Source organism: Culturomica sp., assembly GCF_003524185.1.
GTDB classification, from domain to species: domain Bacteria; phylum Bacteroidota; class Bacteroidia; order Bacteroidales; family Marinifilaceae; genus Culturomica; species Culturomica massiliensis.
Genome location: NZ_DOED01000006.1, coordinates 171970 through 188653, shown reverse-complemented (window position 1 = coordinate 188653; position 16684 = coordinate 171970). Strand labels below are relative to the sequence as shown.

The 16684-nt window shown below is 42.9% G+C and carries 12 protein-coding genes and 1 tRNA gene; 11 read left to right on the top strand and 2 right to left on the bottom strand.

Going from position 1 to position 16684, the window contains the following annotated elements:
• Positions 1 to 8: 8 nt before the first annotated feature.
• Complete coding sequence (locus DD657_RS02250) at positions 9 to 3656, top strand: PKD domain-containing protein (RefSeq protein WP_287048324.1); 3648 nt, start codon at positions 9 to 11, stop codon at positions 3654 to 3656.
• Positions 3657 to 3903: 247 nt separating this feature from the next.
• Here the strand turns inward: DD657_RS02250 and dprA are convergent, their stop codons facing one another.
• Positions 3904 to 5016 (bottom strand): DNA-processing protein DprA, encoded by a 1113-nt coding sequence (gene dprA / locus DD657_RS02245; RefSeq protein ID WP_287048323.1) that lies wholly within the window; start codon positions 5014 to 5016, stop codon positions 3904 to 3906.
• 401 nt (positions 5017 to 5417) lie between these two features.
• Here dprA and gdhA point away from each other — a divergent pair, with 401 nt between their 5' ends.
• From gdhA to DD657_RS02205, 8 genes are all read left to right on the top strand, one after another.
• Positions 5418 to 6752, top strand: a complete 1335-nt coding sequence (gene gdhA / locus DD657_RS02240; RefSeq protein WP_021989435.1) for an NADP-specific glutamate dehydrogenase — start codon at positions 5418 to 5420, stop codon at positions 6750 to 6752.
• Between the two features lie 114 nt (positions 6753 to 6866).
• Positions 6867 to 7625 (top strand): TatD family hydrolase, encoded by a 759-nt coding sequence (locus tag DD657_RS02235; RefSeq protein WP_287048321.1) that lies wholly within the window; start codon positions 6867 to 6869, stop codon positions 7623 to 7625.
• A 30-nt stretch (positions 7626 to 7655) separates the two neighbouring features.
• On the top strand, positions 7656 to 8696 hold the full coding sequence (locus tag DD657_RS02230) for an asparaginase (RefSeq protein WP_082989339.1): 1041 nt from the start codon (positions 7656 to 7658) through the stop codon (positions 8694 to 8696).
• A 127-nt stretch (positions 8697 to 8823) separates the two neighbouring features.
• Complete coding sequence (locus DD657_RS02225; protein WP_021989432.1) at positions 8824 to 9615, top strand: MotA/TolQ/ExbB proton channel family protein; 792 nt, start codon at positions 8824 to 8826, stop codon at positions 9613 to 9615.
• A gap of 6 nt (positions 9616 to 9621) precedes the next feature.
• Positions 9622 to 10062, top strand: a complete 441-nt coding sequence (locus DD657_RS02220) for a hypothetical protein (protein ID WP_021989431.1) — start codon at positions 9622 to 9624, stop codon at positions 10060 to 10062.
• A gap of 36 nt (positions 10063 to 10098) precedes the next feature.
• Complete coding sequence (locus DD657_RS02215; RefSeq protein WP_118774073.1) at positions 10099 to 10671, top strand: ExbD/TolR family protein; 573 nt, start codon at positions 10099 to 10101, stop codon at positions 10669 to 10671.
• Complete coding sequence (locus DD657_RS02210; RefSeq protein WP_118774072.1) at positions 10671 to 11144, top strand: ExbD/TolR family protein; 474 nt, start codon at positions 10671 to 10673, stop codon at positions 11142 to 11144. Before DD657_RS02215 ends, DD657_RS02210 begins: the two co-directional genes overlap by 1 nt.
• A gap of 67 nt (positions 11145 to 11211) precedes the next feature.
• Positions 11212 to 11283, top strand: a tRNA-Arg gene (locus DD657_RS02205).
• 131 nt (positions 11284 to 11414) lie between these two features.
• On the opposite strand, the gene DD657_RS02200 is transcribed toward DD657_RS02205, so the two are convergent.
• On the bottom strand, positions 11415 to 12005 hold the full coding sequence (locus DD657_RS02200) for an RNA polymerase sigma-70 factor (RefSeq protein WP_287048317.1): 591 nt from the start codon (positions 12003 to 12005) through the stop codon (positions 11415 to 11417).
• Between the two features lie 146 nt (positions 12006 to 12151).
• Between DD657_RS02200 and DD657_RS02195 the strand changes: the two genes are divergently transcribed.
• Positions 12152 to 13153: a FecR family protein gene (locus DD657_RS02195; protein WP_287048315.1), complete on the top strand. Its 1002-nt coding sequence runs from the start codon at positions 12152 to 12154 to the stop codon at positions 13151 to 13153.
• Between the two features lie 162 nt (positions 13154 to 13315).
• Positions 13316 to 16681 (top strand): TonB-dependent receptor, encoded by a 3366-nt coding sequence (locus DD657_RS02190; RefSeq protein WP_287048313.1) that lies wholly within the window; start codon positions 13316 to 13318, stop codon positions 16679 to 16681.
• Positions 16682 to 16684 lie beyond the last annotated feature (3 nt).

The window sequence follows — 16684 nt, the reverse complement described above, 5'->3', positions numbered from 1 at the left end:
CGAAAGAAATGAGGTATATAGGTTTGATAATAGGCTGGTTGTGTCTGGGATTGTCCGTATATGCACAGACATATAAGGTGGGAGACGTCATTGTTAATAAGGACGGTTCCCAGGGGGTCGTGTTTTGGGTAAATGCAGAAGGGAGTGAAGGGTGGATGGTGGCTTTACACGATTTACCCCGGCCGTTGAAATGGGGAAGATTGAGGGATGATGTGCCGGAATTGGAAAATGTCGGTTCGGGATCCGGAGTGAATGAATTATCAAAGATATTCAAAGGCTTGGCCGATACTTCGGGTTATCAGAATACATTGAAGTTACGTAAATATCAGGGGAGCGGTACTCAATATCCGGCTCAACTGGTGGATTTCGGAAACGGTTGGTATGTACCTGCCGCCGGACAAATGCGTAAGCTTTTCACGTCGATGAACAGCATCCGGACCGTTATACAAAACCGGGGAGGTGATGCTCTGAAAGTGGGCAGATATTGGTCGAGTACGGAATACGATGCCCGGGCTGCCTGGTTTGTGTATTGTCATCCCGGGGAACTGAATTTCGATACGAAAGACAGTGTTTTGTATGTCCGTCCGGTCCGGTCTTTTTCTGTTCGGGATGTAAAATACGACAGGACCTTGGCTTATAAGTGGAATTCGGGGCAAAGAGATCCCGGTATTACGGTTTATCCTGGCAGGAATACGGAGTATGAGGTTGAAGTTACGACGGCTGCCGGTTGTTCGAATAAGGCTTCCCGGCAGATTCTGGTCGCTTCCGGAAACGATACGACGATTGTCGGCTATGTCTGTCCGGGACAGGCTTATACGGAAAACGGCTTTAACCTTACAAAGGCCGATACGACATATATTTTCGGGTTACAAAATGCAGGCGGGTGCCGGAAAACCGTCACTTTACATTTGTATCAGAAAGATACTGTGATGACGGTAATCAATGAGGATATTTGTCAGGGAGAGATGTATCATCAGAATAATTTCACAGCCTGGGAGTCGGGCAAGTATGTACAAACCTGGACGGGGAGCAACGGCTGTGATTCTACGGTTGTATTGAATCTTAAGGTGCATCCGCTCGGCAGAGATACGATAGAAGCGGCCGTTTGTGAAGGTAAGTCGTATACAGAGAACGGTTTTAATGTTTCCAGCCCTGGTTTTTATAGTCAGAATTTTCAGAATATCTTCGGTTGTGACAGTTTGGTGACTTTGCATCTGACACTGAATCCTGTATATCAGGATACTGTTTTTGCTGTGATTTGTCAGGGAGAAAATTATACACAACACGGTTTTAATGCTACATTGCCAGGCTGTTATGATCTTCGTTTGCAGACTTTTCAAGGGTGTGACAGCCTGGTTACGTTACACCTGGATGTGCTGCCGGTTTACCGGGATACGTTAGAGGTGTCGGTTTGTGCCGGAGATGTATATACGGGACACGGCCTGCATGCCGGTGCCGCTGGTTTTTATGAAGATTCATTGAAGAGCATTACGGGCTGTGACAGCCTGATTATCGTACATTTGGTTTTAGATCCGGTGTACCGGGACACAATCCCCGCTGTGATTTGTCAGGGGGAGACTTATGCGGAGAATGGTTTTATCGTTTCATCTGCGGGATATTATCGACAATATTTGCAGAGTGTTGCCGGTTGTGACAGTCTTGTCACATTGGACTTGAAGGTACTTCCGGTGTATCAGGATACGGTAACGGTGATGATTTGTGATGGAGAAACGTATACAGAACACGGATTGAATACAGGTATTCCCGGGTATTATGACGTTCCGTTGAGGACTGTAGCCGGTTGCGATAGTTTGGTAACGGTACATCTGATATTGAATTCGGTTTACCGGGATACGATTCCGGCTGTAATCTGCCAGGGAGAAATTTATTCCGGTTTCGGTTTTTCGGTTTCCGATCCGGGTTTTCATGACCGCTTACTGCAAAGTGAGTTTGGTTGTGATAGTTTAGTAACTCTGTTTCTGACGGTAAATCCGGTGTACCGGGATACGATTCAGGCAGAAATTTGTACCGGGGAAATATATACGGGTTATGGGTTTACGGTTCATACGCCCGGATACCATGACCGGTTATTGCAGAGTGTGACCGGTTGTGATAGCCTGGTGACCTTGTTCCTGACGGTTCATCCGGTTTATCAGGATACGATAGCCGCATCTGTTTGTGAAGGACATACTTATTCGGGCAATGGTTTTGTTGAATCTGTTGCCGGATATTATGATAGGGAATTACACAGTATATTGGGTTGCGATAGTTTGGTGACCTTGCATCTGACGGTTCATCCGGTATATCGGGATACTATTCCGGCTGCTATATGTGAAGAGGAAGTTTATACAGGCAATGGCTTCCGGGTTTCTGATGCCGGTTTTCACAATCGGTTGTTGCAAAGTGAGTATGGCTGTGATAGTTTGGTGACTTTGTTTTTGACTGTTCATCCGGTTTACCGGGACACGATCCGGGAGGCTATTTGTGAAGGGGACACTTATCGGAAACATGGTTTTGACGTATCGGAGGCGGGGATATACAATCGTCGGTTGCAAACGGGAAATATCTGTGATTCTGTTGTCACTTTGGACCTCAGGGTGAACCGGACTTATCTTTTTGCTTCTTCTACTTCGATTTGTGAAGGAGAAAGGTATTATTTCCGGGGGCGTGAATTGACGGAATCCGGTCGCTATGAGGATGTTTTTGTGACGGAAAAAGGTTGTGATAGCCTTTATCGGATGGATCTGGTGGTAACACCGCTTTATCATCACGTGATAGAAGCCTCTATCTGTAAAGGTGAGCGTTATGCTCAAAATGGATTTTATACCGGAGAGGCTGGAGAATATACGCGGCATTATTATTCGGTATACGCTTGCGATAGTATCGTTACGTTACGTCTTCAGGTGATCGATTATTTTAAGGGGAAAATCGCTTCCGCATTAATGGATTGTCATACACACGAGTATTTGTTTTCCATAGAGGGGGGAGAGCAGCCCGAAGCGGTAACGGAGACTTATGTATGGGATTTCGGGGATGGAGTAACGGCAACGGACCGGGAAGTATCGCATGTGTATCCGGATTCCGGAAGGTATCAGATCGGTTTGGCCGTAGATCGTGGTGGAAGGTGTGAAAAATCGGTCCAATATCAGTTGGAGGTTCCTTATTACAGAGATCATTTTCCGATAGAATCTTATCCGGATGCACTGGATGAGGACTGGGCGAAAGTACTTTTGCAAACGGAGTGTTATGCCGATATGGATTATACGTGGACATTGGGGGACGGATATACGGCAAAAAATTGTGAGGTGACACATAAATATGAGATCGATGACCGGGATTATTATGAAATAACCCTGGCCGTTCGGAATGCCGACGATTGCCTGACAGAGAGTAGGTTACGCTTACCGGTTTATCATCGGATTACGCCTCCCAATACCTTTTCTCCGAATGGAGACGGAATAAACGATTATTTTATGCCCGGCTATCAGGTTCGGATCGTCAACCGTAACGGAGTTGAGATATATAAGGGGAGTGACGGTTGGGACGGTACTTATAATGGGAAGCAGGTGGCTGAAGACACTTATTTTTACGAAATATTTTATCAGGCTGCACGAGGGATTGTAACTAAAAAAGGCTTTATTACTGTAGCCCGGTAAGGTTGTTTATAACGGCTTGTTTTCTGATATCTTTCTTTCAATATTGTATGAAGATCACTTGATGAGTTGCAACATTTGATTATTTTTGTGCAACCTCATTCTTTGGGTTATTCTCAAAATATTGGAGCGTGGACAGTCTTTTCCGGGAATTTTATCCGATAGTCGGTATATCATTCACCCGCCAGCCGGACGAGAATTGATCCGCGCTTCTTTTTTCAGGTCCGGTAACCGGGAATCTCCCGGTTATTCAGTTTATCGTGTAATTTTTCCCGGGTAAAGCTAAGATATAGCCTTCGAATTCCAGTTTCAGGAGGATTACATTTAGTTCGCTCGTCGGGATGGACAGATATTTACTGATTTCTTCTATGTTCAGACATCCTTTGGTTTGCAGCAGTTTTTTGACGAACGCTTCCCGGTCGTTTACTCCGAAAATATCCAGACTTGTCTGAACAGGACCGGGAGGAATGCATTTCAGACCGAGGGCATTCGCTATGTCTTCCCCGTTTTCGGTCAATGCGGCCATGTTTTCTTTGATCAGTAGGTTACATCCCCGGGAAAACGGATCTGTGGGTTTTCCCGGAATGGCCAGAACGTCCCGGTTGTATGAAACAGCCATGCGGGCAGTTGCCATGGCTCCTCCTTTCAATGCCGATTCTGCAACTAATGTCGCATGGCATAAACCGGCAATGATCCGGTTTCTTTGTAAAAAATTGGCCGGAACGAAAGGGGTTGTCGTCGGGAATTCACTGATCAGTGCTCCTTGGGCTGCGATGATTTTTTCCGACGTTTTTCTGTGAGCAGCCGGATAGATGGTATGTAGTCCATGTCCCAATACGGCATAGGTGCGAAATTGTTGTTGTAAACTTGCTGAATGGGCGGTTATGTCGATGCCATAGGCCAAACCGCTTACAATGACCAACCGGTGTTTCATATCAGCCAATTCCCGGAGTATATCTTGTACCCTGTTTTTGTAATATTCCGAGGCATTCCGGGTGCCGACAATTGCCAAATGCGGGATATGCTCAGTTTCTAAAGTTCCTTTATAATATAGTATTAAAGGAGTGTCCTCGCATTGTTTTAAAAGGCAGGGATAGTTGTAGTCTTCGACGGAACAAATGCGGATATCGTGTTTGTCGATGGCGTTTATTTCTGTTTTTGCCTTATTTAGGGCCGATTGACGGTCGAACATTTCAGGCAGGCAATTGAATTCCCGGCAAATGGCGGTTATTCCTTTTTTACTTTCCCGGAAAAAACCTTCAATTCCGCCACAGCGCCCGAGCAAAGGCAGGCTGGCCATTGTGTTTAGTTTGGGCAGGAAACTCACTGCTACCTTTGTATATAAAGAACTGTCTGTTGCCATCGTTACCGGGAATAGGAAGTTATGAACAAGGATCGTATGGGCCGGATGTCAAACCGCGTTTGTACAGGCATGCTCAAGGTATAGTTTACTTTTTGTAAAGATACGAAATAAAGAAAAATGAGAAAAGAGAAAAGCCAGGCAATACTAGCAGGAAGTTTTAAATCTAAAACCAATTTTTTATTTTTAATAACAGATTATACTTACATTTTAGTTTATTGTAATAAATTGTAATAGAAAACGTTTTCTAAATTCTAAAAAATAAGAGAAAAAAGTTTTGGAATAATAAATAAATAGATAATTTTGACTCTTGAAAACGTTTGAATTTTTTCAGGCGATCAAATATTGTTTTATAACCTTAAATTAAAATCGGTAACGATTTTAAAGACCTAAAAATTATACACATGAAAGCAGAAATTAAAGAATTCATGGAAGCCTTAAAGGCTAAAACAGTAGGTGAATCAGAATTCCACCAGGCTGTAGAAGAAGTTATTGAAACCGTATGGGATACCTATCAGGCAAATCCGAAATACAAAGCCAATAAGATTCTTGAAAAAATGGTGGAGCCTGAAAGAGTAATTATGTTCCGGGTGCCCTGGGTTGACGATAAAGGTGAAGTACAAATCAACCGCGGTTATCGTGTACAGTTTAACAGTGCTATCGGACCGTACAAAGGAGGTTTGCGTTTCCATCCGTCGGTTACCTTAGGTGGATTGAAATTCTTGGGTTTCGAACAGACTTTCAAAAACTCGTTGACAACTCTTCCGATGGGTGGTGGTAAAGGTGGTTCAGACTTCAACCCGAAAGGAAAATCCGATAACGAAGTAATGCGTTTTTGCCAGAGTTTCATGACGGAGCTTTGCAAATATATCGGAGCAGATACTGACGTTCCTGCCGGAGATATCGGTGTAGGCGGTCGTGAAATCGGTTATTTGTTCGGCCAATATAAGAGAATCCGTAATGAGTTTGTAGGCGTATTGACCGGTAAACCGAGAGAATTCGGTGGTTCACGTGTACGTCCGGAAGCTACCGGTTACGGTACGGTTTATTTCGCACAACACATGTTGAAAGAAAAGGGCGAAGATATCAAGGGTAAAGTTGTTTGCCTGTCAGGTTTCGGTAATGTTGCCTGGGGTGCTGCACAGAAATTGGTTCAGTTGGGAGCAAAGGTAGTAACGATCTCCGGACCGGACGGATATATTTACGATGAAAAAGGTTTGACACAGGAAGGTGTTGACTACATGTTGGAATTACGTGCCAGCAACAACGATGTTGTTGAACCGTATGCAGCTAAATTCGGCGCTAAATTCTTTGCCAAGAGAAAACCGTGGGAAGTAAAATGTGATATCGCATTCCCGTGTGCAATCCAGAACGAATTGAATGAGGAAGATGCTAAACAATTGGTGGCTAACGGCTGTAAAATGATTGTTGAAACATCCAATATGGGTTGTACTGCCGGTGCTGTTAAGTATGCCAACGAGCACATAACTTTCGCTCCTGGTAAAGCTGCAAATGCCGGTGGTGTTGCCGTTTCCGGTTTGGAAATGAGTCAGAATTCATTGAGATATAGCTGGACTGCCGAAGAGGTAGATCAGAAATTGTCTCAAATTATGAAAGACATTCATGACACTTGCGTTAAATTCGGTAAGAACGGTGATAAGATCGACTATGTGAAGGGGGCTAATATCGGTGGCTTTATCAAAGTGGCCGAGGCAATGTGCGCTCAGGGTCATGTATAATTGTTGTAGATTTTGTCTATAAACAATAAATAAATTTAAAACGTGCACGGATCAACCGTGCACGTTTTATATTATACCGGTTTTTTATTATTTTCGCCTCATCGGTGGATTAATATGTATATAGATACTCATTCTCATATTTACGAAAGCGAATTTCAGGACGACCGCCAGGAAGTTGTACAACGGGCTGTTGAGGCCGGAGTCGGCCGTATTGTCCTTCCGGATATCGATAGCGGGACCAGGCCACGGATGCTGGGGCTTGCTGAAATGTATCCCGGAATCATGCTGCCGGCTATCGGATTGCATCCGACGTCTGTAAATGAAAATTACAAGCAGGAACTGGCAGAGGTAGTGCATTATTTAGGTACCCGTTCCTTTTGCGGTATCGGAGAGTGCGGTATAGACCTTTATTGGGATAAAACCTGGTACCGGGAACAGGTGAAAGTGTTCGAATACCAGTTGGGAATAGCCGAAGATGCTTCACTTCCGGTGATCATTCATTCCCGGGATGCTCAGGAAGAGATTTTCCGGATTTTGAAGAAACATCCTTATGTCCGGGGAATATTGCATTGTTTTGCAGGAACGGTTGAAGAGGCCCGCTGTGCTATAGATATGGGTTTTTTGCTCGGTATAGGTGGAGTGGTGACGTTTAAGAATTCCGGATTGGCAGCTATTGTGCAGGAAATCGGGGCAGATCATTTGGTGCTGGAAACGGATTCGCCTTATTTGGCTCCGGTTCCTTTCCGGGGGAAAAGAAATGAAAGCGGGTATATACCGCTTATTGCACAAAAAATTGCGGATACCTTGAAGACGGATGTTAAAAAAATAGAAGAAATTACGACTCGAAATGCAATGAATTTATTTACTTTGTAGTTCGAAAACGTATGAAATAAATATGTCATGATGACCAGATCGATCTTAATCATATATACGGGTGGTACTATCGGGATGATCAATGATCCTGAAACCGGCGCTTTGTGTCCGTTTGATTTTGAACAAATCATGAATGCCGTACCCGAAATTAAGGAATTTGGGTTTAAGATTGATAGTTATACGTTGCCTAAGCTGATTGATTCTTCAGATGTAAAGCCTCAATTATGGAAAGAGTTATGTGATATCATTCTGGAGAATTACGAAAAATATTCCGGTTTTGTCATTTTGCACGGTACGGATACAATGGCTTATTCTGCTTCGGCGTTGAGCTTTATGCTCAATAATCTGACGAAACCGGTGGTCTTTACCGGTTCACAATTGCCTATCGGGAAAATCCGGACAGACGGACGGGAGAATCTGATCGCTGCTTTGGAAATTGCAGCGGCAGAAATTGAAGGCAAGGCCGTTGTTCCGGAAGTTTGTATTTTGTTCGGGGCCAAATTGTTCAGGGGTAACCGGACGACAAAAATCAATGCTGAAAGTTTTGATGCTTTTCAGTCGTTTAATTATCCGCCGCTGGCGGAAATAGGTATCCACATTCATTACAATTACGGAGCGATCGATTATGCGCCTCGGATCGGGGAGGTATCTGCTTATACGGATATGGATACCCATATCGCTATTCTGAAGATATTTCCGGGTATCCGGCCTGAATTTATCGATGCCGTTATTGAAATGCCGGGTTTGAAGGGGTTGATTCTGGAGACTTATGGGTCAGGGAATGCGCCGACGGATGAGGTTTTTTTGGGTAAAGTCCGGAAAGCCTGCGAAAAAGGGATATTGATTTACAATGTCACCCAATGCCAGGGAGGAACCGTGGAAATGGGGCGTTATGAAACCAGTCGGGAACTTTTAAGGAGCGGAGTGACAAGCGGATACGATATTACAACGGAAGCTGCCGTATGTAAAATGATGCATTTATTGGCCCGGGAGAAAGACGCTAATGAAATAAAAAAAAGTTTAAATTCGGCTCTAAAAGGAGAAATAACCGTAAATCATATTGGATTTTAACATTTTTTTTGTACCTTGCCCCGTCTTTCGGAGTGTAGTAGGGAGACTCAAAGGTTTGCGAATTAAAATAGAAATATATAGAGTTAAATTTTAATTATTTATAAACTAAAAATCAGTTAAAGAGATCATGAGAAAATTATTTGCACTAATAGCAGTTTTAGGAATGCTTACTATTGGAGCATCGTCTATGCTAATGGCTCAGGAATCAACAGAACCTGCTGCACAAACGGAAACACAGACAACTACGACCCAGACGCTGGATGAAGATGTTGTTGAAAGTACATCAATGCATGCTGCCATCAAACAGAAATTTATCGAAGGTGGTGCCGGATTTATGGCTGCCGTTGTATTGTGTTTGATTTTCGGTTTGGCTGTAGCTATCGAGAGAGTAATTTATTTGAATCTTTCTGATACCAATACCAAGAAATTGGTTAACGGTGTTGAAGATGCATTGAACAACGGCGGTATCGAAGCTGCAAAAGAATATTGCCGCAACGCACGCGGTCCGGTGGCCAGCATCTTTTATCAGGGACTTTCCCGTTACGATCAGGGTGTTGATATGGTTGAGAAATCAGTTGTATCTTACGGTTCAGTACAGATGGGTCTTTTGGAAAAAGGTCTGACCTGGATTTCATTGTTTATCGCTATCGCTCCGATGTTGGGATTCTTGGGAACGGTAATCGGTATGATCGAAGCTTTCGATAACATTCAGGCTGCTGGTGATATGAGTCCGGCTTTGGTTGCAGGAGGTATCAAGGTGGCTTTGATTACGACCGTTGGTGGTTTGATCGTAGCTATGATTCTGCAGATATTCTTCAACTACTGTAATTCAAAAATCGAAGGCATTGTTAACAATATGGAAGATGCTTCAGTAAGTTTGTTGGATATCTTAGTAAAATACAACCAAAAAAATAAATAATCAACCATGACTGAAAAGATATTGAAAATCGTTACCATAGTAATGTTTGCTGTTACGGCGGTGATCTTGGGTATGTTTATCTGGGGAGGTGATGTGCCCGACCAGCAATATACAACACCGGTTTACACAGCTTCATTATTGAATTGGGCATACGTATTATTTGTTATTGCAGTTATTGCAGCAGTAATATTCCCCATTGTGCGGTTGTTTACGAGACCGAAACAGGCTATGAAGAGTTTTATCGGATTGGCTGCTTTGGCTGTCGTTGTTCTGATCGCGTATGCAATGGCTGACGGTACTCCTATGAATATTATCGGTTACAGCGGAACGGACAATGTTCCTTCACGGCTGATTTTCTCGGATACCATTATTTATACGATGTACATTCTGTTTGGAGCAGCTATTATTGCAATTTTTGCAACAGAACTGCTTAGAAAAGTAAGATAATCATTCCCCGGGAGGGAATAGATAAAAACGAAAAATATGGCAAAAAAGACACCAGAAATTAATGCTACTTCGACAGCCGATATCGCTTTCTTGTTGCTTGTATTCTTCTTGGCGACAACGACAATGAACGTAGATTCCGGTATGTTCCGAAAATTGCCGCCATATCAGCAGGATGATACTGAAGTCCCGAAAGTTGCAAAACGTAATATTTTGCAGGTATTGGTGAATAGAAATAACCAGCTTGCTGTAAACGGTGAATTGATGGATGTATCTAAGCTTAAAGAGAGAACCATCGAATTTCTTCTCAATCCGATGAATGACGAAAATTTACCTGAAAAAAAGGTGGAAAACATCGATTTGTTAGGAAATGTAGAAGTGTCGAAAGGTATTGTTTCTTTGCAGAGCGACAAGGGTACTTCCTATGAAATGTATATCGCCGTACAAGATCAGCTTGCAGCTGCTTATAATGAAGTAAGGGATCGGAAAGCGGTGACAAAGTGGGGTAAGAAATATTCAGCCCTGACCTCGGATCAACAGGAAGCGCTCAGAAAGCAGGTTCCCATGTCGATATCTGAAGCAGAACCTAAAAATATAGGAGGGAAAAAATAATGGCAAAATTTAAAAAAGGAGGGAAAAAAGAAACTCCCGCTATTTCTACAGCGTCATTACCTGATATAGTGTTCATGTTGTTGTTCTTCTTCATGGTTAGTACGACGATGCGCGAAGTGACCCTGATGATTCAGAATAATTTACCTGAAGCGACACAGATTGCCAAATTGGAAAAGAAATCGTTGGTAAGTAATATTTACATAGGAAAGCCGACCATGCAATTCCAAAAGGCATACGGAACCGAACCCCGTATTCAGTTGAACGATAAGTTTGCAACTTTACAGGATTTGGGAGCGTTTGTGGCTGCAGAACGTGAAGCCCGGAAAGAAGAAGAAAGAAATAGTATTACCAATAACCTGAAAGTACAATCGGAAACAACGATGGGTATCGTTACGGATGTAAAGCAGGAATTGCGTAAGGCTAATTCTTTGAGAATCAACTACGGAGCCCGTCAGAAAGTGACGAGAAATTAATAAAGAAAAAAAGGGGATTTCAAATCCCCTTTTTCTTTCAAATTTTATTATCTTTGCAATCGCAATTGGTCCCGTAGTTTAATGGATAAAATGAAGGATTCCGGTTCCTTTGATATGGGTTCGATTCCCGTCGGGATCACTGACAAAAAGCCAATCGGCAACAAGTTTAGTAAAAGTCTGCAATATCTTGATATTGCAGACTTTTTCTTTTCCTGTAATTTATAAAGAATGCAGGATAAAAGCGGGGACGTACCAATTTCCGTTTGTTTTTTATGAGTTCATTTGCGATGGAAGCAACAGCAGGATATAGAACGGTATCATATCCAGTTTGATCAAATGATTGCGGATTTCGTTCAGTGCTTTGGATATATGTTTTTCCACGGCCTTTTCGCTGATATGGAGTTTTTCGGCTATTTCTTTATTTCTTAGATGCTCTTCGCGGCTCAATAGGAACACTTTTCTGCATTGTGGTGGAAGGGTATCGACAAAAGAGTCGATTTCTCCTTTTATTTCTTTAAGCAGCAATGTATCGTACTGGTTGTAATCCAGAATTTCACGGTTCAACAGGATATCTGTGGTTTCCGGTACATCGGTCCGGCGTTGTATCAGTACGGAATTGAGATGATTGATCGATTTGTTGTAAATGGCTTTGTATAAATAGGGCTTAATGGGTTTCTCGAAATCGATACTTTCTTTTTTTATCCAAAGAGCCATAAAAACATTTTGTGCGATATCTTCAGCGGTTTGCCAGTCATTGACATAGCGATAAGCATAAGTGACCATTGATTGGAAATATTTGTCAAATAGCTCTTTGAACAGAGTTATCTCATTGTTTTTATAGTTTGTTTTTAATTTTCTCATCCAGGTGGCCGTACTTGTTATTTTACAAACTTAAACTATTTTTCAATAAAAACAATTTTTTTAGTTATCAGGTAGGGTAATCTCTTTTTAACTTGTGATAGATATAAAGAGGTTTAAGTTTCGGAATTTTAATATATGGATAGGAGATGAACGGTATAATTGTAAAATATCTGCAGGGAGAAGCTACTGATGAAGAAAAACGGCTGTTTTTGGATTGGTTGAGAGAAAGTTCTGAAAATAGAAAACTTTTCTCGCAAATGCGTGATATTTGGCTGGTGTCGGGAAAATCACCTTTGGCCGATTCGGATTATGCCAGGAGAGCATTCCGGCATTTTGAGGCGGAAGTGAGGGCTATGGATACGAGACGAAAGCGTATCCGTTTGCATGCTTGTATCCGAAAGGCCGCAGCGGTTATTTTCTGTATTCTCTGTCTGACAGGCGGTTATTTTACCGGGAGCCGGAACTACTTGGGACAGCACGGACAAGCGGAAGCGAGTGTGATGAACCGGGTGATTATAGGCAAAGACAGTAAGGGTGTTGTTACTTTGCCCGACGGAACGCGGGTTTGGCTGAATGCAGACAGTAAATTGATCTATCCGGAGGTATTTGACTCTGATTGCCGGAGGGTGTCTCTGGAAGGTGAAGGTTATTTCGAAGTAATAAAAAACGAAAAAATGCCTTTCTATGTAGAGACAAACGGTATGTCGGTTCATGTGCTCGGTACCCGTTTCGATGTGAAAAACTACGAATCGAAAGCGACGAGCGAAACTACTTTACTAACCGGCAGGGTTGAGGTATTTTTTCCCGGTACGCAAAAAAAAGCCATTCTTGAACCGAATCAGAAAATCACCTGTGACAAACAAACCGGCACTTATCGGTTGACGAAGGTCAATGCGGCTGATTATATTCTTTGGATTAATGAAAGACTGGTTTGTACGAATGAGACATTGGCAGTTGTCCTGTATCGGATGAAACGGTGGTATGGAATAGAAATCGTGTGCGATCAAGGGGTTCCGTTGGAACAGCGTTTATCACTGGTGATCCGGAAAGAATCGCCGGATGAAATATTTGAACTTCTGGAAATGATTGTTCCGGTAAAATATAGAATCGATGGTGACAGAGTCGTGGTAAGCCCGGCAGGCAGATAGAACAGATTATCAATTTAATAAATTTATGGCTTATGGTTTGATAAAAACAAATATTTAAAAACAGGCAGACGCTGTTAGCATCTGCCCGGAATCAAATTAAACAAACTGCTCACAAAGGTAAGAGCGTGTGAGCAATATGTAAAACTTAAACATTGCAAATGTATGAAAAAAAAATCCATGTATGGGTGTATTATGCCCATTCTTAACATTAATTCATTCGGGAAAATGAAACCGATATTTCTATTCGTTGTCATTTCCCTGTTCCAGGTATTCGTACAGGAAAGTTATGCCCAAAGTACAAAAATCAACTTGAAATTGTCAGACGTTACACTCGGTGAAGCGATTAAAACCATTGAAGCAGAAACACAATTTGTATTCTTTTTTAATAATTCTGTTGTTGATTTGAATAAGAAAGTGAATATAAATATACGCAACGGCAGTATTCGCGAGGTATTGAGCCGGATTCTTGCTTCTTACAAGTATCGAATTGAAAACAATAAGATCGTATTACTCGGTAACGAAAAACAGGAAGATGGTAAAATAACCGGTACGATTGTCGATGCGTCCGGTTTGCCGATTATCGGAGCCAATGTGGTCGTAAAAGGGACTAGTAGCGGAACGAGTACCGATGTAAACGGTCATTTTTCGCTGGAGGTATCCCAGGGTGTTAAATTACAGATTTCCTATATCGGCTATGTTACAAAAGAAATTACGGTAGGTAACAGGACGGACTATTTTATCGAATTGGCTGAGGATTTGCAGACATTGGACGAAATCGTGGTGGTCGGTTATGGAACGGAAAAGAAAGTAAACGTAATCGGTTCTATCGCCTTGATAGGTAGCAATAAGCTGGAAAGTCGTTCGACACCGCAGCTTTCTAACGCATTGACCGGGCAAATGGCCGGTGTTACCGTTATTCAGCGAACGGGAAGGCCGGGAGCCGGAGGTGGAGAAATCCGTGTTCGTGGTGTTGGTTCTTTCGGAGGAGAAAGTAATAAATCGGATGCATTGGTTTTGATCGACGGTATACCGGGTTCATTAAATGACATCAATGCAGAAGATGTGGAGTCTATTTCCGTATTGAAAGATGCTTCGACAGCGGCGATATATGGTTCCCGTGCAGCGAACGGGGTTATTTTGGTGACAACTAAAACAGGACGTGAGGGGAGAATAACGGTAAACTACAGCGGTTATGTCGGATTTAACAAACCGACAGAATTACCGGAGTTTGTCGATACTTGGGAATATGCTACGATTTATAATGAGGCTGTAGGCAGGCAGGCTTATACGCCTGAAGAAATTCAGAAGTTTAAAGATGGAAGTGATCCCGATCGCTATGCCAATGCCCGTTATCTGGACGAACTTTTTTCCCGAAACGGTTTTCAAACCGGTCACAACCTTACCGTTAACGGTGGAAACACACAAAATAAGTATATGATATCGTTCGGTTACCTGCGACAGAACGGGATCATAGAACGTAATGATTACCAGCGTTATAATGCTCGAGTGAACATGATTAATGGTATATTTCCTAATCTGACATTATCCACACGTTTGTCCGGTGTTTATTCCATACGTAACGAACCGTTGGCTCCGGGAGGGGACGATGCTGCAGAAATGATCAATATGATCAGTAAAGCGGTGCGTTTTCCGGGGTTGACGCCTTCTGTACTTTCCGACGGGTCGTTCGGTTTGGGACGTGAGGGCCATGGTACACCTCCGGCATGGATCAAGAGCGGTTCGTTTTTTGAAAATCCCTGGTTTTCCGTAAATGCCAATCTACGTCTGGATTACAAGCCTGTCAAGGACCTCACGTTGTCGGCTATCGGCGCTTATACTTATTCAAATGGTGAAAGACGTACTTACCGAGCTACGATGAAACTGACAGGTGGTCAGCTTTTGGGACCTTCGAGCCTGACTCATTTTATGGGTAAAACTATTTATAAAACCTTTCAGGCGACAGCCGATTACAATAAGCGGATCGGCGGACATCATCTGAATGCCTTATTGGGATATTCCTGGGAGCAGGAGGATAACAGGGGTGTGCAGGGTTCGCGTGATAAATTTCCGGGCAATGATTTGCCTTATCTGAATGCCGGTTCGCCCGATAATCAGAAAGCCTCGGGAGGAGGATATGGTTGGGCGCTTCAATCCTATTTCGGTCGGTTGAAATATAATTTTAACGAGCGTTATTTATTGGAGTCTACCGTGCGTTACGACGGTTCATCCCGCTTTCCTAAAAACAAGAAGTTCGGTTTGTTTCCTTCGGTAGCTGCCGGTTGGAGAATTTCGGAAGAAAGCTTTTTTAAAGAGAGCGAGCTCTTATCGTGGGTATCGGCTTTGAAGCTAAAAGTGTCGTGGGGACGCTTGGGAAACCAGAATATAGGTAATTATCCTTATCAATCCGTATATGTATTGGGGCAAAATTATCCCTTCGGTGAAAATTTTGCACAGGGAGCTGCTGTGACGACTGCCATCGATCCCACTATAAAATGGGAAGAAACAGAGACGATCGACGGCGGGATCGAAGCAACGCTTTGGAATGGGCTTTTGAGTTTCGGTGTTTCTTATTTTACCCGTAAAACATACGATATTTTGTATCGGCCAAGCGGAAGCATATCTTCTGTGTTGGGACAGGGTATTTCCGTTATGAACACCGGAAAACTGAAAAATTACGGGTGGGAATTTGAAATCGGGCATCGTCACCGTGTCGGAGAGTTTGTGTATCACCTGAATGCCAATTTGAGTATTATCAGGAATGAATTACAAACATTAGGAGTTGGTAATGTGGAGCAATTGAACGGTATGGTGGGGAATGGAAGCGATTTATTTGTCGGTTATCCTATACAGATGTATTACGGTTATCTTTCAGACGGGGTTTTCCTGAATGATGCTGATATTCAGGCCTGGCATGATCAAAAAAAGGTAACACCGAATGCAAAACCCGGAGATATCCGTTATAAAGACATCAGTGGGCCAGACGGCAAACCGGATGGAATAATCGATCCTAATTACGATCGGGTGTACTTGGGAACACGTATTCCGAAATTTACTTTCGGTTTTAATCTGGAAGCGGAATATAAAGGATTCGATCTGGCTATTTTGATTCAAGGCGTGGCCGGAGTCAAAGGCTCTTTGGGAGATTTTGCCGGTTATGCTTTCAGGGGAGACGGAAATATCCAAAGGTGGCAGGCTGACGGACGTTTCAGGCCGGAAAAACCGGTACGTTATCCTAAATATCCACGGGTAGAGGACTTGAGCAATTCCGTCAGTCCCAATATTGTGACTTCTGATTTTTGGATTTTGAATGCTTCTTATGTCCGTTTAAGAAATATTCGACTGGGCTACTCGTTTCCTAAGAAATGGATGCATTCAGCCAAGTTGGGCGGATTACGCCTCTATGTTCAGGCTGAGAATCCGCTGTCGTGGAATAAATACAGAAAAGGATGGGATCCGGAGCAGAATACCAATGGCAACTATTATCCCATTCTGGCGACTTATACCTTCGGTGTCAACTTAAATTTTTAATGG